The sequence below is a fragment of the Streptomyces sp. NPDC004065 genome, assembly GCF_044903565.1.
GTDB lineage: Bacteria > Actinomycetota > Actinomycetes > Streptomycetales > Streptomycetaceae > Streptomyces.
This window is the reverse complement of sequence record NZ_JBJDQT010000015.1, coordinates 136,298-160,313: the sequence shown is the minus strand read 5'-3', so window position 1 is coordinate 160,313 and position 24,016 is coordinate 136,298. Positions and strand designations below refer to the sequence as shown.

Genomic DNA, 24,016 nt, shown 5'->3' with positions numbered 1-24,016 from the left:
TGCCCGCCCCGTGCCGCGCGGCCGTCCGGTGGCGGCGGTGGAGTGCCGGCGTCAGGTGGTGACGGCCTCGCGGGGGCCGGCCGCCCGGGCCATCGCGTGCTGGACGACCCCGACGAGCACCTCCTTCACCGACTCGCGGTCGCGGGCGTCGCACAGCAGGACCGGTACGCCCTCGTCGAGGTCGAGGGCCTGCCGGACGTCCTCGGCCGGATAGCGGGCGGCGCCGTCGAAGCAGTTGACGCCGACCAGGAAGGGGATCGAGCGCCGCTCGAAGTAGTCGACCGCGGCGAAGCAGTCCTCCAGGCGGCGGGTGTCGGCCAGGACGACGGCGCCGAGCGCGCCCTCGGCCAGCTCGTCCCACATGAACCAGAACCGCTCCTGTCCGGGCGTGCCGAACAGGTACAGCACCAGGTCCTCGCGCAGCGTGATCCGGCCGAAGTCCATGGCCACCGTGGTGGTGTGCTTGCCCTCCACGCCGCTGAGGTCGTCGACCGGGCGTCCGGCCTCGGTCAGCAGTTCCTCGGTGCGCAGCGGCCTGATCTCGCTGACCGCGCCCACCAGCGTCGTCTTGCCCACGCCGAAGCCGCCGGCCACGAGGATCTTGAGCGTGACGGGCTCGACCGGGGGCTTGCCGCGCTCAGAACGCCCGAAGATCATCGGTCTTCTCTTCTCCTGCTCGATCGGGCCCTGCTTGATCGGGTCCCGCCTGGTCGGGTGGTGCTTGTCCGGGTTCTGCTCGATCGGGTCGCGGCGGCGCCGGTTCCGCACGATCGGGTCGCGGCGGTGCCGGTTCCGCTTGTCCCGGCCGTTCCCGCCCGGCTTCCGGGGGCTCGGGCGGCGGTGGGCCGTAGCCTCCGCCGCCGGGGGTCTCGACGACCAGGACGTCGCCGGGCGCGACCTCGGCGGAGTCGCTGCCACCCAGCTCGAGCACCGTGCCGTCCGCGCGCTCCACCCGGCCCGTGCCCAGGGCGCCCGGCTCGCCGCCCGCCATGCCGTACGGCGGCACCCTGCGGTGCTGGCACAGCGTGGAGACGGTCATGGCCTCGAGGAACCGGATGCGCCGCACGGCGCCGTCGCCGCCCCGCCACCGTCCGGCGCCGCCGCTGCCGCGGCGGACGGCGAACTCCTCCAGCCGCACCGGAAGCCGCCATTCGAGGACCTCGGGGTCCGTCAGCCGGGAGTTGGTCATGTGGGTCTGGACGACACTCGCGCCGCAGAAGCCGTCGCCCGCTCCCGAGCCGGAGGCGAGGGTCTCGTAGTACTGGTGGCGCTCGTTGCCGAAGGTGATGTTGTTCATCGTCCCCGAGCCCTCCGCCTGGACGCCGAGCGCCGCGTACAGGGCTCCGGTGATCGCCTGCGAGGTCTCCACGTTGCCCGCGACGACGGCGGCCGGCGGCCTCGGACTGAGCATGGAGCCGGGCGGCACGACGATCCTCAGAGGGCGCAGACAGCCGTCGTTGAGCGGGATGTCGTCGGCGACCAGGGTGCGGAAGACGTACAGCACGGCCGCGTTGACGACGGAGAACGGCGCGTTGAAGTTGGTCGGCAGCTGCGGTGAGGTGCCGGTGAAGTCGATCGTCGCCGAGCGGTGCGCGTGGTCCACCCGGACCCGGACCCGGATGACGGCGCCCGAGTCGGTCTCGTAGGCGTACTCGCCGTCCTCGAGCACGTCGATGACCCGCCGGACGGCCTCCTCGGCGTTGTCCTGGACGTGCTTCATGTAGGCCTGCACGACGTCGAGGCCGAATTCCTCGATCATGCGGGCGACCTCGTCGGCCCCCTTGCGGTTGGCGGCGATCTGGGCCCGCAGGTCGGCCAGGTTGGTGTCGGGGCTGCGCGAGGGGTACGGCGCCCCGGTGAGCAGCTCGCGGGTCTCCCGCTCGCGCAGCCGGCCGTTCTCGGCGAGCAGCCAGTTGTCGAAGAGGACGCCCTCCTCCTCGATGGTGCGGCTGCCCGCGGGCATGGAGCCCGGCGCGATGCCGCCGATCTCGGCGTGGTGGCCGCGGGAGGCGACGTAGAACAGGATGCGGTCGCCGTGGGTGCCGCTGGTGTCGAAGACGGGGGTGATGACGGTGACGTCCGGCAGGTGCGTGCCGCCGTGGTACGGGTCGTTGACGGCGTAGCTGTCGCCCGGCCGCATCGTGGCGCCGCGGCGGCGGATGACCTCCTTGACGCTGGTGCCCATGGAGCCCAGGTGCACGGGGATGTGCGGGGCGTTGGCCACCAGGTTCCCGTCCGGGTCGAACAGCGCGCAGGAGAAGTCCAGGCGCTCCTTGATGTTGACCGACTGCGCCGTGGACTCCAGCCGGGCGCCCATCTGCTCGGCGATGGACATGAAGAGGTTGTTGAAGACCTCCAGCAGGACCGGGTCCACTTCCGTGCCGACGTCGGAGCCCTCCGTGGTCGCCGCGCGTTCCATGAGGAGATGCCCGTCGTCGGTGGCCGCGGCCCGCCAGCCGTCGTCGACGACGGTCGTCGCGCCGGCCTCGGTGATGATCGCGGGGCCGGTGACGGCCGTGCCGGGGGGCAGGTCCTCCCGGCGGTGCAGCGGTACGTCGCGCCAGGCGCCGCCGGTGTGGAGGCGGACGGTCTCCGGCTCGGCGGGCCGGCCCGGGCGGGCGGCGTCGTACGGCGCGAGTGCGGACAGGTCGGGGGGATCGGTGACGCCGGTGGCCTCCACGGAGAGGGATTCGACGACGACCGGGCGGTCGAGGGTGAAGGAGTACGTGGCGCGGTGCCGTTCCTCGAACGCCTCCTTCATGGGGCCCGGGTCGGTCAGCTCGACGGTGAGGGTGGTGTCCGTGCCGTCGTAGCGGAGCTGGGCGCGGCGGGTGACGCGGATGCGTTCCGCGGGGACGTCCTCGGCGAGGAGTTCGGCGCGGGCCGCGGCCTCCAGTTCGTCGGCGGTCTTGCGGACGCCGGGCATGGCGTCCGGTTCCAGCGGGGCCTCGACGGAACGCTCGCGCATGGCGGTGGTGTCGGCGAGGCCGATGCCGAGCGCGGACAGGACGCCCGCCATCGGGGGGACGAGGACGGTGCGGATGCCGAGCGAGTCGGCGACCATGCAGGCGTGCTGGCCGCCGGCGCCGCCGAAGGTGGTCAGGGCGTAGCGGGTGACGTCGTGGCCCTTCTGCACGGAGATCCGCTTGACGGCGTTGGCGATGTTGGCGACGGCGATCCGCAGATAGCCCTCGGCGACCTGCTCGGGGGTGCGGTCGTCGCCCGTGGCGCGGTGGGTCTCGCGGGCCAGGGCGGTGAAGCGTTCCCTGACGAGGGCGTCGTCGAGCGGCTGGTCGCCGCCGGGGCCGAACACCGCGGGGAAGTGGGCGGGCTGGATGCGGCCGAGCATGACGTTGGCGTCGGTGACGGCGAGCGGGCCGCCGCCGCGGTAGCAGGCGGGCCCGGGGTCGGCGCCGGCCGAGTCGGGGCCGACGCGGTAGCGGGAGCCGTCGAAGTGCAGGACGGAGCCGCCGCCGGCGGCCACGGTGTGGATGTCCAGCATGGGCGCGCGCAGCCGCACCCCGGCGATCTGGGTGGTGAGGACGCGTTCGTAGCCGCCCGCGAAGTGGGACACGTCGGTGGAGGTGCCGCCCATGTCGAAGCCGATGACCCGGTCGAAGCCGGCGCGCTGCGACATGCGGGCCATGCCGACGATGCCGCCCGCCGGGCCGGACAGTACGGCGTCCTTGCCGCGGAACTTCCCGGCCTCGGCCAGCCCGCCGTTGGACTGCATGAACATCAGCCGCACGCCCCGGAGCTCGTCCGCGACGTGCCGTACGTAGCGGCGCAGCACGGGTGAGAGGTAGGCGTCGACGACCGCGGTGTCCCCGCGCGGCACCAGTTTCATCAGGGGGCTGACCTCGCTGGACAGCGAGATCTGCGGGAAGCCGATCCGGGCGGCCAGTTCTCCGACGGCCCGCTCGTGCGCGGGGTGCAGATGGCTGTGCAGACAGACCACGGCGACGGCGCGGATCCCGTCGTCGTACGCCTCCTGGAGCGGTCCGGCGAGCGCGTCGAGGTCGGGGGCGCGCAGCACGGTGCCGTCGGCGGCGATGCGCTCGTCGACCTCGACGACCCGCTCGTGGAGCAGTTCGGGCAGCCGGATGCGGCGGGCGAAGATGTGCGGGCGGTTCTGGTAGGCGATGCGCAGGGCGTCCCGGAAGCCGCGGGTGATCACGAGGAGGGTGCGTTCCCCCTTGCGTTCCAGCAGGGCGTTGGTGGCCACGGTGGTGCCCATGCGGACGGAGTCGATCGGGTCCGCGGCGCCGCCGAGGAGTTCGCGGACCGCGGCGACGGCCGCGTCGGCGTAGTGCGCGGGGTTGTCGGACAGCAGCTTGTGCGTGACCAGGCGACCGTCGGGACGGCGCGCCACGACGTCGGTGAAGGTGCCGCCCCGGTCGACCCAGAACTGCCAGCCTGTCATGTCACCACCCCGCTTCCGCGCCGCTCACAGCGCCCGCAGGCCGTTGATCACGTCGCGCAGGATGCTCTCGTCCGGCAGTTCGGCCGGGGGCACCGGGCGGTTGACGTGGACGTACTCCTCGTCCACGAGGTCGCCGACGAGGACGCGGACCACGCCGACGGGCAGGTCGAGTTCCGAGGCGAGTTCGGCGACGGACTGCGGGGTGTCGCGGCACAGCTCCACGATGTCCACGTGTTCCGGGGACAGCGCCGGGTCCTCCTCGGGGTCGTCCACCCGTGGTTCGGTGACGACGACCGCGATCAGGTCGAGTCGGTGCTGGGCCGCGTGGCTGGTACGGCCGCGCGTCATGGCGTACGGCCGGACCACGGGCCCGGCCTCGTCGTCGAACCAGTGGCTGCGTGCCTGACCGTCTGCGCTCATGTCATCTCACTACCCGCCGGAGGGCAGATCGGTGCGCGGAGCGGCGCCCAGATGTACGCCGACCCGCTTGACCAGGAGCGTCATCTCGTAGGCGACCTGGCCGACGTCGGAGTCGGCGTCCGACAGGACGGCGAGGCAGCTGCCGTCGCCGGCGGCCGTCACGAAGAGGAACGCCTCGTCCAGCTCGACGACCGTCTGCCGCACGGCGCCGGCCTCGAAGTGCCGGCCGACGCCCTTGGCGAGGCTGTGGAAGCCGGAGGCCACGGCGGCCAGGTGCTCGCTGTCCTCCCGGGTCAGGTCCTTGGACACGCCCGTGGGCAGCCCGTCCCCGGAGAGCACGATCGCCTTGCGGATGCTCGCCACCCGGTCCACGAGATCGTCGAGGAGCCAGTTGAGCTGGGCCTTGTCGGTGGTGGTGTGGCCGGTGGCCTTCGGTGCGGTCATCGACCGTCCCCCTTAGTCGTTCCTGGTGCTGTGCTGCCGTCCGGGGCGTCGTCGCCCGCGGCGTTCTCCTCGCGGCCGCGCTGCCAGCCGCGCTGGAGCGAGGCCATACGGCTGCGGACCTCGTCCGGGTCGCGCTCGGTGGGTCCTGTCCCGTCGTCGCCGCGCCGCTCGGGAGCCTTCTTCAGCTGCGGGGCGAGGCTGGCCTGCCGTACGCGCCGGGGCAGCCGGACGGTCTCGGAGGGACCCTCGTCGGCGCCGGGCGCCGCGCCGGGGTCGCGGCCTGGGCCGTCCGGGCCGTCCGCGCCGTCCGGGCCACGGCGACGGTCCGTTCCGCTGCGACGGTCCTGGCCGCTACGGCGGTCCTGGCCGCTGCGACGGTCCGGGCCGTCCCGGTCGTCCGGGCCCTCCCTGCCGTCCGGGACGCCCGCCGCGAGGGCGGGGCGGCGGGTGCGCTGCGGCAGGGCGGGGGCCTGCTCGGGTCCGTCGCCGGCGGCCGGGGGCCTCGGGTCGCGTCCGCCGGTGCGGCCGGCCGCGCGCCGCGCGGCCGTCTCGCCGCGGCGGCGGGCCGGCAGCGGTACGGCCGGCTCGGGGCCGGGGGCCCCGGCGGACGCGCCGGGCTCCTCGTCCGCCGCCCGGCGGCGGGAGCGGTGTTCCGTGACCGGGCGGCCGTGCGAGCTGACCAGCTTGGGGGCCCTGCGGCGGGGCAGCGGGACGGGGAGGTCCGCGTCCTCCTCGCCGTCGCCGGTCCGGGCCGCGGCGCCGGCCGCGGAGTCGTGCGGGTGCTCGGCCAGGTGCCGGGCCGCCGTCGGCGCCGGCGGTTCGGCCAGGGAGCGGCGGGGGCGGAACAGTCCGCCGCGTTCGCTGTCGTCGTCGCCGAGGGCGCCGGGGAAGTCCTCGACGGCGTCGAGGTCGACCGGGGCCTCGAGTTCCACCGGCCCGTCCAGCAGCGAGGCGGGCAGCCCGGGCAGGGGCGCGGAGGCCGGGGACAGGGCGGCCCGGCGGCTGTCCTCCCGTCCGGCCCTGGTGGCGGGCCGCTCGCGGTCGAGGCGGAAGCCGACGCCGTTGGTGTCGGGGACGTCGTCCGTGAGCAGTGCGTCGGGGATGAAGACGACGGCGGTGATGCCGCCGTACGGCGAGGGCTGGAGCGAGACCCGGACGTTCTGCCGCTGGGCGAGCCTGCTGATCACGAACAGCCCGAGCCGGTCGGTGTCGGTGAGTTCGAACTCCGGTGTCTCGGCCAGCCGCAGATTCGCGTCCAGCAGCGCCTCGGCGTTCATGCCGAGACCGCGGTCGTGGATCTCCAGGGTGAAGCCGTTGGCCACCCGTTCGCCCAGGACCTGCACCGCGGTGTGCGGCGGGGAGAAGACGGTGGCGTTCTCCAGGAGTTCGGCCACCAGGTGCGTGAGGTCGGCGACGGCCGGGCCGGTGACGGCCACCCGCGGCAGCCGGCGGACCTCGATGCGCTCGTAGTCCTCGACCTCGGCGACCGCGGCGCGCACGACGTCCATGAGCTGCACGGGCTTGCGCCACTGCCGGGAGGGCGCGGCGCCGGAGAGGATGACCAGGCCTTCGGCGTGCCGGCGCATGCGGGTGGTCAGGTGGTCCAGGCGGAACAGGTCGGCGAGTTCGTCGGTGTCCTCGGTGCGCCGCTCCATGGCGTCGAGGAGGGTGAGCTGCTTGTGCAGCAGGACCTGGCTGCGGCGGGCGAGGTTGACGAAGACCTCGGAGACGCCGGCCCTGAGCTCGGCCTGTTTGACGGCCGCCTCGACGGCGGCGCGCTGCAGGGTGTTGAGGGCCTGGCCGACCTCGCCGATCTCGGTCTTGTCGTACTCCAGGCGCGGGACCTCGGTCTCCACGTCGACCTGTTCGCCGGCGGAGAGGCGGCGCATCACGCTGGGCAGCCGGACCCCGCTGGCCTCGTGCGCCTCCAGGCGCAGCTTCCGCAGGTCCCGGATCAGGGCGCGGCCGACCCGCACGGACAGGAACAGGGAGACCAGTACGGCGATCAGACCGAGGACGCCCGCGACGGCCGCCCGGACGATGACGTCCATGGCGACGGGGCGGACCCGGTCCTGGTAGCGGTCGTTGGCCTGGTCGTCGAGGGTGGCGAGGTCGTCGAGGACGGTCGCCGCGGCGGTGTCCCAGCTCTTGGCGCTCACGCCGCGGGGTGTGCCGGAGGCGTCGGCGGCGGCCTTCTCGGCGGTGCGCAGGGGCGCGGTGGAGGCGTTCTGCCAGAAGCGTTCGTAGCGGGCGCGTTCGGCGGCGGGCAGGTACGGCAGGCTGACGCCGTACAGCAGGGTGCGCTGGGCCACGAGGTCGGAGATGTCGCGGCTCTCCTGGCGGGTGAGCCTGCCGACCACGAGGGAGGAGCCGAGCAGCGCGTCCTCGCGGGAGAGCAGTTCGCGGGCCCGGGCGAGGTTGACCAGGGCGCGGTACTGCTCGTCCAGTTCCACGTCGTCGAAGACGTGCAGGTCGGCGAGCAGGGCGTAGCAGGGGTCGATCAGGCGGTTGTAGAGGCCGAGTGCCTGGGCCCGGCCGACGGTGCCGTCCTCGACGCTGCGGCGCAGGGAGTTGATGCCGTCGAAGGTGTCCAGGGCGGCCGTCAGCCGTCCCGCGCTGCCGTTGTCGAGTGCGTCCCGGACGTCGGGGTCGCGCGCGTTCCGGCGGATGGTGGCGATGGTCCGGTCGGTGGCGGTCCGGCTGCGGCGCAGGGCGGCGAGCCCGTCGGAGGCGCGGGGGTCGGCGAGGTAGACCAGGGTCTGCCGGCGCTCCTGCTGCAGCACGCGGACGGTGTCCTCGGTGGGGTAGGCGATTCGTTCCACCATGGACGAGGCGTTGAACAGCCGGGTCGCCTGCTGTCCGGTGATCACCGCTGCGAAGGCCCAGATGGCGGTCAGCGACAGCAGCGGCACGAGCAGAAGCGCCACGATCTTCCTGCGGATGGACTTCCCGCGAAAGCGCATGGCCTCCCCCAGCTCGCCCCCGGACCGCGGGGGTACACATGTGCGTCAACAAACGGCGCGAGCCTACTACCGACTCACAGCCGACTCGAAGAGCCTTCCGGAGGCCGAACTTCCGTGACGGCGGCGAGAGATGCCGAGTTGTCCGGGCATTGCGGGAGATGGCGACCCGGAATGCACGCATGCCGGGCGGTGCGGAACAGGCCGATGAGCCGGGGCGTTTGGCCGATACTTTTCGCCGGGCGGGAATCTTCGGGATGCCTCGTTCGTCCAACTCCACGGGACATGGGGCGGAATGGGGCACTGGAGCCGTGTTCCGTACCCGTAGGGCGTAAAACAGCGCAAGCCGGGCAGGCCACTGGGGAGCCGGTTCTTCGGACACCGGGTGAGCGGTCTGCGGGCGGTGGGGAGTGACACGGTGATGGGCACGGCGGAGCGGCGTGAGACGGCCGGTGACGGCGGTACGGCCCGGCCGGCGGAGGGCGGACCGGCCGAGCGGCCCGTCCACCGGCCGCTGTGGGTCGAGGAACCGGCGCGGCGGCGACGGCTGCCCGACCCGGTGCGCGAGGCGGCCGTGCGTGCCGTACTGATCATCGCGGTCACGCTGATACAGGCGGTGGTGGCGTTCCTGTTCACCATGGCCGGTTCGTGGCTGGCCTTCCCCATGGTCCTCGGCAGCGTGGCCGGCACGGTCGTGGCCACCTGGGCGGCACTGGACGTGTGGGTGACGCGCCAGGTGTGGAACCAGCGCCACGGAGTGGTGTCGGCGCCGAGCAGTACGGCGCGGGCCCTGCGCCGGGAGCGGCGGCTGGCGCGGCGCGAGGAGCGGGCGGCCGAGCGCCGGCAGCGGCGCATACGCCGGCGGGGCGGTGCCGGACAGCTGTCGCACACCTAGCGCGGCGACCGGAAACAGCACGAGGGCCACACGCCCCGGTTCTCGCCGGCCGCGCCGGTTCGAGAGAGTGGGGGCATGACCCGCACGAAGAAGCAGCAGGGCCCGGGCGAGGAGCCGCCGGAGGGGAGAGCCGCGGGGCGAAGCGGTGCGAGTGGCGGCGGCGCGGTGCAGTCGGTGGACCGTGCCGTGAGCGTGCTGGAGATCCTCGCGCGGCGCGGCGAGGCCGGTGTCACCGAGATCGCCGGCGAGCTGGGCGTCCACAAGTCCACCGCGTTCCGGCTGCTCGGCGTCCTGGAGAACCGCGGCCTGGTGGCCCAGTCCAGGGACCGCGGCGAGTACTGCCTGGGGGCCGGGGTGCTGCGTCTGGCGGGGGCGGCCGCGATGCGGCTGGACATCTCCCAGGAGGGCGTTCCGGTCTGCCGGCGTCTGGCGGACGAGCTGGGCGAGACGGTGAACATCGCGGTCCCGGCGGAGGACGCGGCGGTCAACATCATGCAGGCCCGCGGCACCGCCTCCGTGGCCGCGCAGAACTGGCTGGGCCGGCGCACCCCGTTGCACGCCACCTCCAGCGGCAAGGTGCTGCTGGCGCACATGCCGCCCGCCCGGCGCGAGGAACTGCTCGCGGCTCCCCTGGCGCGGTTCACCGAGCACACGATCACCGACCCGCCGGCGCTGCGCGCTGAGCTGGAGGCCGTCGCCCTGCGGGGCTGCGGGACGACCGTGGAGGAGCTGGAGCCGGGGCTCGCCGCCGTGGCGGCGCCCGTGCGGGCGTACGACGGGGAGGTCATCGCCGCGATCAGCGTGTCCGGGCCGGTGTACCGGCTGGGGTGCGACCGGCTGGAGGAGCTGGCGGAGCGCACCAGGGCGGCCGGGGCCGAGCTGTCGCGCCGCATGGGCTACGGCTTCTGAACGGCGCCCCGGTCCGCGGGGCGGCGGGGCGCCGGGAGCGGCGGGGCGGCTCACGCCGGGCGCTTGAACATGCGTGTCGCCGTGATCTCGCTGTGCACCGCCTCGCCGGCCGGGGCCTGCTGGGGCAGTCCGGGCCGCAGGTGCTCCTCGACGCTGATGTACTTCAGCCCGGCCCTCAGGTCGGCGTCGTTGCGCAACCGGATGACCAGCGGGAACTCCGCGAGCGCGGTCGTGTCGAACAGGCCGGTGGTGTAGAGGAGCTGGACGCCGAGGGCGTCGGACACCGCCCGCTGGAGCTCCAGCAGATAGGTGGCGTTGGCCCGGCCGATGGGGTTGTCGAGGAACAGCGTGCCGGCGTGCCGGTGCTTGTCGCGGCCGCGGTCGTTGGACCGCAGGGCCGCCATGGTGCAGTACAGGGCGATGGCCGCGGTGAGCAGCTGGCCGCCGGAGAACACGTCGCCCATCTGTCCCACGGGGACGCGCTCGGCGCGCAGCACGGCGTCCGGCTTGAGGATCTCCACGGCCACGCCCCTGGGCTGCAGGGCGGCGGCGACCCCGCGCAGCAGCAGGGACATGCCGTCCCGGCGCAGGTCGGAGTTCTTCCGCACGGCGGCCCTGGTCGCCTCGTCGATGACGTCGCCGAGCCGTTCGGTCAGCGTGGCCTGGTCCGGTTCCTCGAAGCGGATGCGCAGGAACTCCTGCCCGGACCACTCGCCGAGGCCCTCCGGCAGCCGGGACAGGCGCTGGGCGGACCTGAGCGTGGCGAGCGCCGACTCGACCAGGCCGCGCAGCCGGTCCACGATCGAGTCGCGGTTGCGCTCCAGCTGCTCCAGTTCGTCGGTGAGGACGCGCAGCCGGGGCGCGAAGGCCTCGGCCCACCGCTGGGCGTGCTCGGGCAGGGCGGAGGCGGGCAGTTCGCGGATCTGCTGCCGGGCGGGGGTGCGGACCTGCTCGTAGCGGGTGGAGTTGGCGTGCCGTACCAGCACGTCGCTCGCCTCGCGCACGGCGGCCTCCGCGGCGGACAGGTCGGCGGCGCAGCCGCGCAGTGAGCGGCGCGACTCGGCGGCGGCCTGGCGGGCCGCGGCGGGACTGCCCGGGTAGGGCTCCGGCTCCTCCTGGTCCTCGTCGCCGGTGTGCTCGCGCAGCAGGTCGCGGAGCATGGCGGCGATCTCGTCGAAGCCGCCTGCCGCGTCCTCGGCGGCGCGGTGGCTCTCCAGCAGTTCGGTGTGCGCCTGCCGGGCCTGGGACAGCGCCTCGGTGCGGGAGGCGAGTTCGGCGGTGGCCGTGCGCAGCAGGGCCTGGGCGTGCTCGGCGTCCCGCGGCAGCATCTCCGCGGGCAGCTCGGTGTGGGCCTCGCCGTCCTCGGGCGCGTGCCGCTCGGCCTCGCCGCGCAGCCGTCCGAGCTGCTCGCTCGCGGACGACATCCGGGTCTCCAGGAGCTGCACCAGTTCCTCGGCGCGGGCGGCCGCGGCCTGCCGGGAGGGGCCGTCGGAGCCGTCGGGGGACCGCAGGAGCTGCTCGGCGCGGGTGCGGACCTTGTTGCTGAGGCGGTCCAGTTCCGCGCGGGCCGCGCTCTCGTCGCTCTCCGCGCGCGCCTGCTCGGCGCGCAGATCCGCGCCGACGCCGACCTTCTCGTACAGCTGGGAGGCGGCCCGGTAGGCCTCGCGGAGCGCGGGCAGGGACGCCGTCGGCGCGGAGTCGGCGCCGTCGGGCAGGTCGTCGGGTGCGCCGGCGATCTCGGAGCGCTCGGCGCGCAGCGCGCGGGCGGTGCGGCGGGCGTCGTCGGCGGCGCGCTGGGCGGCGCGCCGGTCCTCGTCGGCGGCCCGGGCGCGCTCCAGGCAGCTCTGGGCGCGGGCCTCCGACTCGGCCGCCTCGTCGGCGAGTTCGCGCAGCCGGGCCTGCCAGCCGGCTCGCTCGCGCAGCCGGAAGGCGAGTCCGGCGAGGGCGTCCGCGGCGCGCCGGGCCTTCTGCGCGGCCTCCTGCCGCTCGTCGCGTGCCTGGGCGGCCTCGGCGGCGGCCTCGTCGGCCTCCGCGCGGGCGGTGCGGGCCTCGGCCAGTTCGGCGTCGGTCTCCTCGGCGAAGGCGCGCGCGTCCCGCGCGGCCCGCGCCAGCTCGGTCAGGCGCCCGGCGGGGCAGCCGGTGCGCCAGGAGGCGAGCCGGGCGGCCAGTTCGCGGTCCTTGCCGAGCCGGGCGGCCAGCGCCCGGATCTCCTCGTCGCGCCGGGTCGCCCGCTCCCGCAGGGCGCGCCGCTCCTCGTCGGCGGCGTGCTCGTCGTGCATCGCCGGGTTCGGCGGCACCAGGAAGACCTGGCCGTCGCCGGGGGCGCCGGCGGCCGGGGTGGGGGCTAGCAGGGCGGCGGCCGTGCCGACGGCGACCGCGGACCGGGGCAGCAGGGCCGCGTCGGCGAGGGCCTCACGGGCGCGCGCGTGCGTGTCCGGGTCGGTGATGATCACACCGTCGACCAGTTCGGGGCGGGCGGCCAGCACGCGCGCGTGGTCGGCCGGGTCCACCGCCTGGGCGAGGTAGCGCCAGCCGGGCAGCGCGGGGATGCCGTGCTCGCCCAGGAACTCCACGGTGGCGAGCACGTCCGGGCCGGGCGGCAGCAGTCCGCCGTCGCCCAGCGCGCCGAGGATGCGGGAGTCGTCGGCGGCGGCGGTGCGCAGGTCGAACAGGTGCCGTTCGGCCGAGGAGACGGCCTCGTCGAGGAGTGCCCGCAGCTCGTCGGCGAAGCGGTCCAGGTCCTCGGGGCCCAAGGGGCCGTCGGCGGCGCGCCGGCCGGGCGCGTCGCCGGGGCCGGCCGCGGCGCCCCGGGCCGCACGGCCGCCGTCGCCGTGCGTCCGGTCGCCGCCCGTGAAGTCGCCGCCCGCGAGGTCCCCGTCCGTGAGACCGCCGGCCGCCGCGCCGGGGCCGGTTCCCGGGCCGCCGGCCGCTGTGCCCGCCTCGCCCCGGTGGCCGGGCGCGCCCGGAGCGCCCGCCGTACCGGGCGCGTCGTCCGGGCCGGTCCTGGGCGCGGGCACTCCGGGCCGTGCCGTGCCGCCGCCCGCCCCGGGCAGGCCCAGCAGCTCGGCCAGCCGCTCCTCGGCCGCCAGCGCCTCGGCGAGCCGTCGTTCGGCCTCGTAGGCCCGCTCGGCGGCGGTGGCCGCGTCCGCGGCGCGGGCCGCGGTGAGTTCGGCGCGGGACTCGGCCGAGGCCGCCTCGCGGGCGTGCTCGGCGGCCCTGCGGGCGGCCTCACGGGCCTCGTCCCAGGCGGCGACCGCCGTCTTCTCGGCGTCGCTCGCCGCCAGCGCGGCCCGCGCCGGATCGGCGTCGGGCGCGCTGTCGTCGAGCCAGCCGGCGCGGACCGCCTCGGCGGTCTCCTGCTCGACCTCGGCCAGCCGCTGGCGCAGATGGCCCGCCTCGCTGCGGGCGCGCTGGGCCTCGGTGGCCGCCGCGGTCTGGTCCCGGTAGGCCGACTCGCCGGCCTCCTGCAGCCGCGCGGAGCGCTCCTCCTCCTCGTTGGCCAGCGCCTCGGCGTTCTCCGCCGCCGCGTGCAGCGCCCGTACGAGATCGACGGCGGCCTTGGCGCGGGCGGCGAGCGCCGGGGCCGCGTCCCGTTCCGCCTCCTGGATCGCGGCCGAGACCCGGGCCACGCGGTCGGCGGCGGCGCGGTGCCGCAGCACGGCCTCGGCGGCCTGCCAGGCGGAGTGCAGGGTGCGCGCGTCGGCCAGTTCGCGCTTCTGCGCGGCGGCCGACCTCTCCGCGGCGGCCAGCGCCAGCGAGGCGTGCCGGTAGGCGAGTTCGGCGGCGATCAGCGCGCTGCGCTCGCGCGCGCCCTCGGCCTGGGTGACGGCGTGCGCGGCGGCCGTGACGCGCTGGGCGAGGTCGGCGGCCCGGGTCCGCTCCTGCGCCGCCCGGGCGGCGAGCCGGCGCGCCAGGGTGCGGGTGCGCCGCTCGGCGCCGGTGTGGATGTCACGCGCGCGGGTGCGGGCCTCGGCGGCCTCGACGATCCGGCCGAGCAGGTCCACCGAGCCGGCGGTGAAGTCGCGTTCGGCGATCAGCTCGGCACGCCGTCCCAGCTTGTTGCCGAAGCCGCTGACCAGGTCGGCGAGGCCGTCGGTGTCCCGGGTGTCGGTGACGGCGCGCAGCAGCAGGTCGGTGAAGTCGGAGTCCTTCTTCACCGCGAACAGGCCGGCCGCCTCGCCCTCGTCGGCGTTCATCTCCCGCTGGTAGCGGAAGAGTTCGGGGTCCAGCCCCAGGTCGCCGAGGTGCTCGATCCACCGGTCGTGGATCTCCTCCCAGTGCACTTCCAGGTGCGGATACGCCTTGCCCGCCTCGGTGATGGCGTCCCGGAAGCCCTTCATGGTGCGGCGGCGGCCCTGTGCGCCGGACTGGCCCTCGGCGGGGGGACGTACGGCGGTGGACTCGGCGACCGGCAGGTTGTCCAGGGTGAGTCCCGGGCCGGGCCGGAAGGAGTACCAGGCCTCGGCGAACTTGCGCGGGTCGCTGGAGACCTGGCGTCCGCGCCATTCGCTCACCTTGCCGACGACCACGCACTCGCCGGTCTGCACGTGCTGCCACTCCAGTGCCACGTGCCCGCAGTCGTCGGCGAGCAGGAACTTGCGCAGCACGCCGGAGCTCGCGCCGCCGAGGGTGTTGCGGTGCCCCGGCAGCATCACCGAGAAGATCAGTTTGAGCAGCACCGACTTGCCGCCGCCGTTCTCCAGGAACAGCACTCCGGCGGGGGCGGGCCGGCGCGGGGGTCCGGCCGGCTCCTCCGCGAAGAACTCGCCCTGGGTGGGCGCGGGGTCGGGCACCGGTTCGCCCACGCCCCGCAGGTCGAGCACGGTGTCGGCGTAGCGCGCACCGGCCGGCCCGATGGAGTAGAGGCGGACCCGGGACAGCTCGTACATGGCGGACTCTCGTCAGTCTTTTCGCAGGTTCGGCGGTGGGGGGCGCGGGGCGCCGGCGGCGTCAGGAGTGGAACGGCAGCCCGGCGTCGGCCACCAGATCCAGGTCGTCGGTGTCCTCGGCGGGCAGCAGGCTCGGCGTGCCGTCGGTGACCGGTACGACGCCCAGTTCGAGGAGTTCGGCCATGGCGGCGCTGCCCGCCATGTCGCGCACCTGGAGCTGGTAGCGGGCCGTGGTGCGGTAGGTGCCGCCGCTCTCCTCGCCGGTGCGCTGCAGGAACCCCGAGTCGGTGAGGAACGCCAGGGCCTTGGCCACGATGCCGGTGGTGGAGGCGGCCGGCCGGCGCGCGTCCTTGGTCGCGCCGGTCGCGCTGCGTCTGGTCCAGATCCGCCAGGCCGCCTCGAGCCCGGGGGCGTCGGTGGCGGGGTCGGTGTTCTCGCCCTGTTCCTCGGCGCGCTCCTCCAGCCGGCGGCAGGCCTGCCGTACGAACGCGTCGACGCCGTTGACCGTGACGCGGCCGATGTAGCCGTCGTCGGCGAGGTCCTCGGGCCGGGGGAAGGCCAGGGCGGCCACGGCGAGGTGGGCGAGCCCGTGCAGGAAGCGGTCGGCGGAGTCGGCGGCGGTACGCCGTGCGTAGTCGCCCATGCGGACGGCGAACACCGAGTCCTCGGCGGCGGTCACCGCCATGCCCGCGCGCGGGGACACCTCCAGCACGACCAGGCCGAGCCCGGCGGCGACGGCGTCCGCCAGGCGCGCGAACGCCGGGTCCTCGCGGTGGCGGCGCAGCAGTTCGGCGTACTCCTGGTCCCGGGCGGGCTGGAGCTTGGGCTGGAGCCCGAAGGCGACGAGCCGGGCCGCGTCGGCGGCGTCGGCGGGGGTGAGGGCGGCCGTGGCGGGCGCCGCGCCGGCTTCCGGCTCACTCCGGTCGGCGTGCTCGGTCACGGTCGGGGCTCCTCGGTGCGACGGTGGGGGTGCGTGGGGGTGGGGCCGGGGGGCGTGCCTTCCCCCTCCGGGCGGAGGGTCGTGCCTGCTCCCGCCGGGTGCGGGGTCGTGCCTGCCCCCGCCGGGCAGGGGATCGTGCCGTCTGTTGCCGGGGCGGGGGTCATGCCGCCTCCGTCCGGTCGGCGGCCATTCCGGCCGCGTCCAGCAGGGCGGTGCCGACGATGAGGTCGGCGCCGCCGAACTCGGGGTCGTCCAGCTCGGTCCCGTCGTCCACGGCGAACAGCAGCTTCTCCTCGCCCTGCCGGTAGGCGGTGCCCACGGGCGGGCTGGCGGCGTGCACGGCCAGCAGCGCCACCAGGTACGGCAGGTCGGCGTCCTTGCGGCGGGCCTCGGCGAGCAGCCCGGACAGCCGGCGCGGCGCGTCGGCCGGCAGGTCCAGCAGGTCCATGGCGGCGGCCAGTTGCTCCTCGCTGAACCGGCTGTCGTCCGGGGTGGCGATCAGGTCAGGTTCGGGCATCTCGGCGCCGAGGTGCTCGCGCTCCACGGGGGGCGTCAGCAGGAGGTCGACGAGGTCGCCGACCCGGACGGACACGGGTGTGCGCAGCCCGGTGCCGTGCGCGAAGAAGGCGTCCGTGACGCGGATCGCCCGCTCCAGCGGCAGGGGGAGCGTGGGGGCGAGCAGGTGGCCGTACAGGTCCGTCCCCGAGGTGGCGGCGGGGGCGGCGAAGGCCTGCCGGTCCTGTTCGGCGCGGAAGAGCGGGCCGGCCTCGAGCAGCCGGGACTGCAGCTGCGTGTGCCGCCGGATGCAGTCCTTGACGATGTCGACGAGTTCGGCCGCGCGCCGCTTGTGCTCGGGGTCCTCGCTCTCGTCGCGGGCCCTGCGGATGTTGGTGAGGATCGCGTTCTCGTGGCGGTAGCGGTCGGCGACGTGGTCGAGGGCCTCGGCGATCATGTCGGGCACGGCGTTCAGCCAGTCCACCGCGCGGACGTTGCGCCGGGTGGCCTCCAGGGCTCTGCGCAGGGTCTCCGAGTACTGCACGGTGCGGTAGCGGGCCTGCTCGGCGGCGAGCTGGGCGTCGGCGAGCCGGCCGCGGCTGATGAGCACCTCGAGCTTGACCTCGGCGGCGATCTGCGCGCTGGTGACGTCGGTGTCCAGGGCGCCCACGAGGACGTTGACCGCCTCGTCGGTCGTGCGCAGGTAGACGCCCCCGCCGGGGCCGGGCACCTCCTCGATCAGCTTGAAGTCGTAGTCCCGGCGGACGTACGTGCCGTCCGGGGCGAACGTGCCGTAGACCGCGCGGAAGCCGCGGTCCACGCTGCCGACGTTGATCAGGTTCTCCAGCACCCAGCGGGCGACGCGCTCGTGCTCGGCCACCGGCCGCCGCGGGGCCTGGGCGGCGACGCGCGGGATGAGCCGGGCCACGATCTGGTCGTGGTCGGCGCCGGTGTCGAAGTCCATGTTGAGCGTGACGAGGTCGATGGCGGCGAGGGCGACCTCCGCCATGCCGTACACCGAGTACTCACCGGCGAGGTTCGCCTTGCGGGCGTCGAGGTCGTGCAGCGGCGCGGTGCAGGCGAGCGCGCGCAGCCGCCGCGCCAGCCCCTCGTCGGCGGCCGGCCCCGGAGCGGGGCGCGGCCCCGCGCTGAGCTGGGGCGGAACGCTGTCCGTGGATGCGGGCGAAGTCACGGTGCACAGACTAGGTCCTCGGTACGACAACGGCCCAAACGGCACAGACGCACCCCCCGCGCCGCCGGGCCGCCACACGCCCCCGGCCGGCGCGCGGCGGCGTGCCGGGCCCGGCCGGCGCGGCGGCCCGGGCCGCGGGAGGGCGCGGCGGACGGGGCCGGCCCCGTCGAGGCCCGCCTCCCGCCGCCGCGAGACAACGGGGGGCGAGACAACGGGGGGCGAGACGACGGGGGGCGAGACGACGGGGGGCGAGACGGCGGGGGTGAGACGGCGGGGGCGAGACGGCGGGGGCGAGACGGCGGGGGTGAGACGGCGGAGGCGAAGCAGCAGGGCGACCTGGTCCGGCCGCGCATCCGCCACACCGTGCCGAGGGGCCTGGGGTGTGCGCCCGCCACACCGTGCCGAGGGGCCTCGGGGCGTGGGCCCGCCACATCGTGCCGAGGGGCCTCGGGGCGTGGGCCCGCCACATCGTGCCGGTGGGCCCGGCCGCCGTCCCCGCACCCGCCCGGGGCGAACCCCGCCCCGCCGGGCGCGCCCCGGCCGCGCCCGGCGCCTGGCGCGTCGCCCTACCCGTCCTCCCCCACCCGGCGCCGGTACACCTCCACGATCCGTTCCAGCGAGTCGTCCAGGTAGACCTCGAGCAGGTGCTCGGCCCCGGCCCGGTCGCCCGTGCCCAGGGCGCGCAGGATCCGCTCGTTGCGGGCGAGGTAGGGCTCGTGCAGCCGGCGGGGGTCGTCCACGACGTGGAAGGCGAGGCGGAGTTCGGCGAAGACGCTGCGCATCAGCTCGTCGGTGCGCTCGCTGCCCGCGAGCGCCACCAGCTCCCGGTGGAAGTGGATGTTGGCCGTACCCAGCCCTTTCCAGTCACCTTCGCGCGCGGCCCGGCGGCCCTCGGCCACGGCCTCGGCGAGGCGGTCGAGGGCGTACGGCGGCTCGCCCAGGCCGCGCACCACGGCGCACTCGACGAGGCGCCGGGTGCGGTAGATGTCCTCGACGTCCTCGACGGTCAGCACCCGGACGAAGACGCCGCGGTTCAGCTCGTGGACGAGCAGCCTCTCGTGGGTGAGCAGCCGGAACGCCTCGCGCAGCGTGTTGCGTGAGACGCCGAGCGCCCCGCCGATGCCGTCCTCAGACAGCCGGGTGCCGGGCGGGAAGTAGCCCTCGGCGATGCGGCTTCTGAGGATGTCCGAGACCCGCTCGGCCGTGCTGGTGCGGCCCAGCAGGGCGCGGTCGTCGGCCAGTGGCGTCAGCTGCTCTGCCATGCCCGGAATTCAACCGCAGTCAGGAGAACGAGACAACAGGGGTATTGAAGGATCGTTCAACGATCCTCTACCTTCTGGTCACCGCACGGCTCAGCACGGATCAGCACGGCTCAGTCCCAGCACCCTCCGTCCTCATCTGCGAGGTGCCCATGAGCACGACCCCTCCGCCCCAGGCCCTGACCTCCGGCCCCCGGTCCCCGCATGACGAACGCGCCGCGGGCGACGGCGCGTTCGGCTGGCTGCGGGCTCTCGACCCGCGCGGCCGCCGCGCCTTCGCGGGCGCGTTCGGCGGCTATGCGCTGGACTCGTACGACTACTTCACGCTCCCCCTGAGCATGGTGGCGCTGGCCGCGTACTTCGGCCTGGACAGCGGCCAGACCGGCCTGTTCACCACGGTCACCCTGGTCGTCTCCGCGATCGGCGGGGCCGTCGCCGGCGTGATCGCGGACCGGGTCGGCCGGGTCCGCGCCCTGATGATCACCGTGACCACGTACGCGGTCTTCACGGTCGCCTGCGGCTTCGCGCCCACCTACGAGACGCTGCTGGTCTTCCGCGCCCTGCAGGGCCTCGGGTTCGGCGGCGAGTGGGCGGTCGGCGCGATCCTGGTCGCCGAGTACGCGAGCGCGCGCCACCGCGGCCGTACGCTCGGGGCGGTCCAGAGCTCCTGGGCGGTCGGCTGGGCGCTGGCCGCGGTCGTCTACACGGTGGTGTTCTCCGTGGCCGGCGACGACCTGGCCTGGCGCGTGATGTTCTGGACCGGCGCGCTGCCCGCGCTGCTGGTGGTGTGGCTGCGGCGCCGCGTGCACGACGCGCCCGAGGCGACGGCGGCGCGGGAGCAGAGCGCCGAGCGGGGCTCCTTCGCGGCCATCTTCCGGCCGGGCAGGGCGGGTTCACCGGCTCTGCTGCGGACGACGCTCTTCGCGGGGCTGCTCTCCACCGGCGTGCAGGGCGGCTACTACACGCTGGCGACCTGGGTGCCGACGTACCTGAAGACGGAGCGGGGCCTGTCGGTCGTCGGGACCGGCTCCTATCTGACGCTGCTCATCTCCGGTGCCTTCGCGGGCTATCTGACGGGCGGCCACCTCACGGACCGGCTGGGCCGGCGGCGCAACATCTGGCTGTTCGCCCTGCTGTCGGCGGTCTGCATCCTGGCGTACGCCCACATCCCCAGCGGCGCCGACACCCTGCTGCTGGTCCTGGGCTTCCCGCTCGGGTTCTGCATGTCGGCCATCTTCAGCGGCTTCGGCTCCTACCTGAGCGAGCTGTACCCGACGCAGGTGCGCGGCACCGGCCAGGGCTTCACCTACAACACCGGCCGCGCGGTGGGCGCCGTGTTCCCGACCCTGGTGGGCTTCCTCGCCGACAGCTGGGGCGTGGGCGGCGCGCTGGTCTTCGGCGCGATCGGCTACGGCATCGCGGCCCTGGCGCTGCTCGGACTGCCGGAGACGCGCGGGAAGGAGCTCGCGTGAACCCCGCGGACACCACCGTGACCGCCGGCCGCAGGCCGTCCCGCCCCGACGGCCGCCCGTCCCGGCCCGGCGGCCGCCCCACGGCTGCCGCCTCCGACCGCCCCGCACCCGCCACGAACCGCCGTCCCGCTCTCCGTGGCGCGGACCGGCCGGTCCTCCTCGCCGACGAGCACGCGCACGCGTGGAGCCCCGGCGCGGCCCGGCGCCGCTTCCGGGACGGGCTGACCGGACCCACCGCCGGGGTCGCCGCCGGCCACACCCAGGCGAACCTCATCGCGGTCCCCGCCGACTGGGCGTACGACATGCTGCTGTTCTGCCAGCGCAACCCCAAGCCGTGTCCGGTCCTGGACGTCACGGACGCCGGCTGTGCGACCACCGTCCTCGCCGAGGGCGCGGACCTGCGCACCGACCTGCCGCGCTACCGGGTCTGGCGGGACGGCGAGCTGGTGGACGAGCCCACGGACGTGACGGGCCACTGGCGCGCGGACCTGGTGGCGTTCCTGATCGGCTGCAGCTTCACCTTCGAGTGGGCGCTGGCGTCGGCGGGGGTGCCGATCCGGCACCTGGAGCAGGGCCGCAACGTCCCGATGTACGTGACGGACCGTCAGTGCCGCCCGGCCGGACGGCTGCGCGGCCCGATGGTCGTGTCCATGCGTCCGGTGCCGCCGGAGCACCTGTCGGCGGCCATCCGGGAGAGCAGCCTGCTGCCGGCCGTGCACGGCAGCCCCGTGCACTGCGGCGACCCCGCCGGGCTGGGCATCGCCGACCTCGGCCGGCCCGACTTCGGCGACCCGGTGACCGCCGGGCCGGACGACATCCCGGTGTTCTGGGCGTGCGGGGTGACGCCGCAGGCGGCGGTGACGGCGTCCCGGCCGCCGTTCGCCATCACCCACGCACCGGGACAGATGTTCCTGACCGACGCCCGCGACGAGCAGTACCGCGTGGCCTGAGGCACGAGACGAAGGGAATCCATGAGCTCCATCGACCTGAACGCCGACCTCGGCGAGGGCTTCGGCCGCTGGCGGCTGACCGACGACGAGCAGCTGCTGTCCGTCGTCACCAGCGCCAACGTCGCCTGCGGCTTCCACGCCGGGGACGCGGTCACCATGCGCCGGGTGTGCGGGCTGGCCGCCGAGCGCGGGGTGCGGATCGGCGCACAGGTCTCCTACCGCGACCTCGCCGGGTTCGGGCGGCGCGCGATGGACGTGCCGCCCGCCGAGCTGGCCGCCGAAGTGGCCTACCAGATCGGCGCACTGGAGGTGTTCGCCCGGGCGGCGGGGACGCGCGTGTCGTACGTCAAGCCGCACGGCGCCCTCTACAACCGGGTGGTGCGCGACGAGGAGCAGGCGATGGGGGTCGTGGACGGCGTACTGCTGGCGGACGCCTCGCTGCCGGTGCTGGGGCTGCCCGGCTCGCGGCTGCTCGAGGTGGCCGCGAAGGCCGGACTGCCCACGGTCGCCGAGGCGTTCGCGGACCGCGCCTACACCGAGGAGGGCACGCTCGTGCCCCGCGACCGGGACGGCGCGGTGGTCACCGATCCGGTCGCGGTCGTGGAGCGCTCGGTGGCGCTGGCCCGCACGGGGACGGTCGTCTCGCACGGCGGGGAGATCCTCGAGGTGCGGGCCCGGTCGCTGTGCCTGCACGGCGACACCCCGGGCGCCGTGGAGCTGGCCCGGCGGGTGCGGGCGCGGCTGGTGGCGGCGGGCGTGCGGGTGGAGGCGTTCGCATGAGGACGCTGCCGGCCGGTGACGACGCGCTGCTCGTCGAGGTGTCGTCCGGGGAGGAGGCCCGGGCGCTGCACGCGGAACTGGTGCGGCGGCGCGCGCGGGGCCTGCTGACCGTCCGCGAGATCGTGCCGGCCGCCCGCACGGTCCTCCTCGACGGCCTGGCCGAACCGGACCGGGTGGCGCGCGAACTGGCCGCCGCCGGCCCGCCGCCCGCCCTTGCGCGCGCGGAGCGGGTCGTGGAACTGCCCGTGCGCTACGACGGCCCGGACCTCGCCGTGGTGGCCGCCCACTGGGGCGTTCCCGAGCGGGAGGTGGCCCGGGTCCACGCCGGCACCGACTTCCGTGTCGCCTTCTGCGGGTTCGCGCCCGGCTTCGGCTACCTCACCGGGCTGCCCGAGCGCTGCCACGTCCCGCGCCGGGCCACCCCGCGTACGGCGGTCCCGGCCGGCGCGGTGGCCCTGGCGGGCCCGTACACCGGGGTGTACCCGCGCTCGTCGCCGGGTGGCTGGCAGCTGATCGGTACGACGGAGGCGGTGCTGTGGGACGACGCGCGCGAACCGGCCGCGCTGCTGTCGCCGGGCACCCGCGTGCGCTTCGTTCCTGCCGGACCGGCGGGTGCGGCATGACCGACCGCGCGCTCGCCGTCGTACGGGCCGGGGCGCTGACCACCGTGCAGGACGGTGGCCGCCCCGGTCACGCGCATCTCGGCGTGCCCCGGTCCGGGGCGCTCGACGGGCCCGCCGCCGCGCTCGTCAACCGGCTGGTCGGCAATCCGCCCGGGGCGGCCGTGCTGGAGACCACCCTCGACGGCTGCGCGGTACGGCCGCGTTCGGCGGTGACCGTGGCGGTCGCGGGCGCGCCGTGCCCCGTCTCGGTGGACGGGCGGCCGGCCGCGTGGGGAGCACCGGTGCGGGTCCCGGCGGGGGCGCTGCTGGAGGTCGGCGCGGCGGTGCGCGGGGTGCGCGGCTACGTCGCCGTGTCCGGCGGGATCGCCGTCGAACCGGTGCTCGGCAGCCGCTCGACGGACCTGCTGTCCGGGCTCGGTCCGGCGCCGCTCACCGACGGCACGGTGCTCCCCCTGGGATCGCCGGCCGGCCCACCGGCCCGCGTGGACGCCGCCGCCCTGCCGATGCCCCCGGCGGAGCTGGTCCTGCGGGTGGTCCCCGGGCCGCGCGCGGACTGGTTCACACCGCGCGCGCTGCGGGACTTCGTGTCCCGCCCGTACCGGGTGTCGTCGGCGAGCAACCGCATCGGCCTGCGCACCGAGGGCCCCGCCCTGGAGCGGGCCCGTCCGGGCGAACTGCCCAGCGAGGGCATGGTGCTGGGCGCGGTGCAGGTCCCGCCCGACGGCCGCCCGGTCGTGTTCCTGGCCGACCACCCGACCACGGGGGGCTACCCGGTGATCGGGGTGGTCCGCGCCGCCGACCTCCCGGCGGCCGCCCAGGCCGCACCGGGCACACCGGTCCGCTTCGTGGCGGTACGGCGCCGCTGAGGCCGGCGCCCGGGCGGGCGGTCCGGGGGCGGCGCGCCGCCGGGCCGGCACAGGGCACGCCTCCGTGAGGGCGGACGGCGCGCCTCGGGGACGGCGGACGGCGCCGGGACCACGGACGGCGCCAGGACCGCGGACGGCGCCGGTCCTCCCGCCCACCAGCCGGGCCGCCTCGCGTACGCCGCTCCACCGCACTGCCCGGGCGGGCGCCCGCGCCGAGGGCTGCACCCGCGCCCGTGGCTGCGGCTGCCCCGGCGGCTGTGCCCCAGATTCACCGGCGCGAGTCGGGGGCGCCCCGACGGGGCTCGCGGTGCGGGCGGGAGCGGAGGCGGTGCGCCTCGGCATGGCGGCGGGTACCGGGGATCCACCGTGGACAGGGCGACCGGCGTCTCGGACACGGACTCGGGCGCCCGCAGGCCGAAGGTGCCGGGGCCGGGCTCCCGGTGGCGCGGCCCGCGGACGGCGGCCCGGCTGGCGCCCGGGTGGTGCGGGAGCGCGTCAC

The 24,016-nt window shown here is 75.7% G+C and carries 16 protein-coding genes; 7 read left to right on the top strand and 9 right to left on the bottom strand.

The annotated features are described in order from the left end of the window. Positions 1-51 precede the first annotated feature (51 nt). Genes ACI2LW_RS18190 through ACI2LW_RS18170 form a run of 5 tightly spaced genes read right to left on the bottom strand, consistent with a single transcriptional unit; the run spans position 52 to position 8,250 of the window. The gene (locus ACI2LW_RS18190) at positions 52-657 is read right to left on the bottom strand and encodes a GTP-binding protein (protein WP_404732197.1); all 606 of its coding nucleotides are present in this window, start codon (positions 655-657) and stop codon (positions 52-54) included. After that, positions 638-4,423: a hydantoinase B/oxoprolinase family protein gene (locus ACI2LW_RS18185; RefSeq protein ID WP_404732196.1), complete on the bottom strand. Its 3,786-nt coding sequence runs from the start codon at positions 4,421-4,423 to the stop codon at positions 638-640. Before ACI2LW_RS18185 ends, ACI2LW_RS18190 begins: the two co-directional genes overlap by 20 nt. Before the next feature lie 24 nt (positions 4,424-4,447). Further along, positions 4,448-4,843: a DUF742 domain-containing protein gene (locus ACI2LW_RS18180; protein ID WP_404732195.1), complete on the bottom strand. Its 396-nt coding sequence runs from the start codon at positions 4,841-4,843 to the stop codon at positions 4,448-4,450. A gap of 9 nt (positions 4,844-4,852) precedes the next feature. After that, on the bottom strand, positions 4,853-5,287 hold the full coding sequence (locus tag ACI2LW_RS18175) for a roadblock/LC7 domain-containing protein (RefSeq protein WP_404732194.1): 435 nt from the start codon (positions 5,285-5,287) through the stop codon (positions 4,853-4,855). After that, the gene (locus tag ACI2LW_RS18170) at positions 5,284-8,250 is read right to left on the bottom strand and encodes a nitrate- and nitrite sensing domain-containing protein (RefSeq protein ID WP_404732193.1); all 2,967 of its coding nucleotides are present in this window, start codon (positions 8,248-8,250) and stop codon (positions 5,284-5,286) included. Before ACI2LW_RS18170 ends, ACI2LW_RS18175 begins: the two co-directional genes overlap by 4 nt. A 418-nt stretch (positions 8,251-8,668) precedes the next feature. Between ACI2LW_RS18170 and ACI2LW_RS18165 the strand changes: the two genes are divergently transcribed. Further along, the gene (locus tag ACI2LW_RS18165; RefSeq protein WP_404732211.1) at positions 8,669-9,142 is read left to right on the top strand and encodes a hypothetical protein; all 474 of its coding nucleotides are present in this window, start codon (positions 8,669-8,671) and stop codon (positions 9,140-9,142) included. Between the two features lie 75 nt (positions 9,143-9,217). Beyond that, positions 9,218-10,051 (top strand): IclR family transcriptional regulator, encoded by an 834-nt coding sequence (locus tag ACI2LW_RS18160; protein ID WP_404732192.1) that lies wholly within the window; start codon positions 9,218-9,220, stop codon positions 10,049-10,051. A 50-nt stretch (positions 10,052-10,101) separates the two neighbouring features. Here ACI2LW_RS18160 and ACI2LW_RS18155 read toward each other — a convergent pair whose 3' ends face one another. The 4 genes from ACI2LW_RS18155 to ACI2LW_RS18140 form a co-directional block, all read right to left on the bottom strand. Continuing rightward, the gene (locus ACI2LW_RS18155) at positions 10,102-14,940 is read right to left on the bottom strand and encodes a hypothetical protein (protein ID WP_404732191.1); all 4,839 of its coding nucleotides are present in this window, start codon (positions 14,938-14,940) and stop codon (positions 10,102-10,104) included. 61 nt (positions 14,941-15,001) lie between these two features. Next, positions 15,002-15,880, bottom strand: a complete 879-nt coding sequence (locus ACI2LW_RS18150) for a hypothetical protein (protein ID WP_404732190.1) — start codon at positions 15,878-15,880, stop codon at positions 15,002-15,004. 160 nt (positions 15,881-16,040) lie between these two features. After that, the gene (locus ACI2LW_RS18145; protein ID WP_404732189.1) at positions 16,041-17,567 is read right to left on the bottom strand and encodes a hypothetical protein; all 1,527 of its coding nucleotides are present in this window, start codon (positions 17,565-17,567) and stop codon (positions 16,041-16,043) included. Positions 17,568-18,133: 566 nt separating this feature from the next. After that, a complete protein-coding gene (locus tag ACI2LW_RS18140; RefSeq protein ID WP_404732188.1) occupies positions 18,134-18,829 on the bottom strand; it encodes a GntR family transcriptional regulator in 696 nt (231 codons plus the stop codon). Positions 18,830-18,978: 149 nt separating this feature from the next. On the opposite strand from ACI2LW_RS18140, the gene ACI2LW_RS18135 reads away from it, so the two are divergent. From ACI2LW_RS18135 to ACI2LW_RS18115, 5 genes are read left to right on the top strand one after another with little or no spacing between them, the layout of a single operon-like run. After that, the gene (locus ACI2LW_RS18135) at positions 18,979-20,298 is read left to right on the top strand and encodes an MFS transporter (protein WP_404732187.1); all 1,320 of its coding nucleotides are present in this window, start codon (positions 18,979-18,981) and stop codon (positions 20,296-20,298) included. Further along, the gene (locus tag ACI2LW_RS18130; protein ID WP_404732186.1) at positions 20,295-21,248 is read left to right on the top strand and encodes a putative hydro-lyase; all 954 of its coding nucleotides are present in this window, start codon (positions 20,295-20,297) and stop codon (positions 21,246-21,248) included. The genes ACI2LW_RS18135 and ACI2LW_RS18130 overlap by 4 nt, the downstream gene beginning before the upstream one ends. A gap of 21 nt (positions 21,249-21,269) precedes the next feature. Further along, positions 21,270-22,028 carry a LamB/YcsF family protein gene (locus ACI2LW_RS18125; RefSeq protein ID WP_404732185.1) on the top strand — a complete coding sequence of 253 codons (759 nt, stop codon included), beginning with the start codon at positions 21,270-21,272 and terminating at the stop codon, positions 22,026-22,028. Beyond that, positions 22,025-22,651: a 5-oxoprolinase subunit PxpB gene (gene pxpB / locus ACI2LW_RS18120; RefSeq protein WP_404732184.1), complete on the top strand. Its 627-nt coding sequence runs from the start codon at positions 22,025-22,027 to the stop codon at positions 22,649-22,651. Before ACI2LW_RS18125 ends, pxpB begins: the two co-directional genes overlap by 4 nt. Continuing rightward, positions 22,648-23,517: a biotin-dependent carboxyltransferase family protein gene (locus ACI2LW_RS18115; protein WP_404732183.1), complete on the top strand. Its 870-nt coding sequence runs from the start codon at positions 22,648-22,650 to the stop codon at positions 23,515-23,517. The genes pxpB and ACI2LW_RS18115 overlap by 4 nt, the downstream gene beginning before the upstream one ends. Positions 23,518-24,016 lie beyond the last annotated feature (499 nt).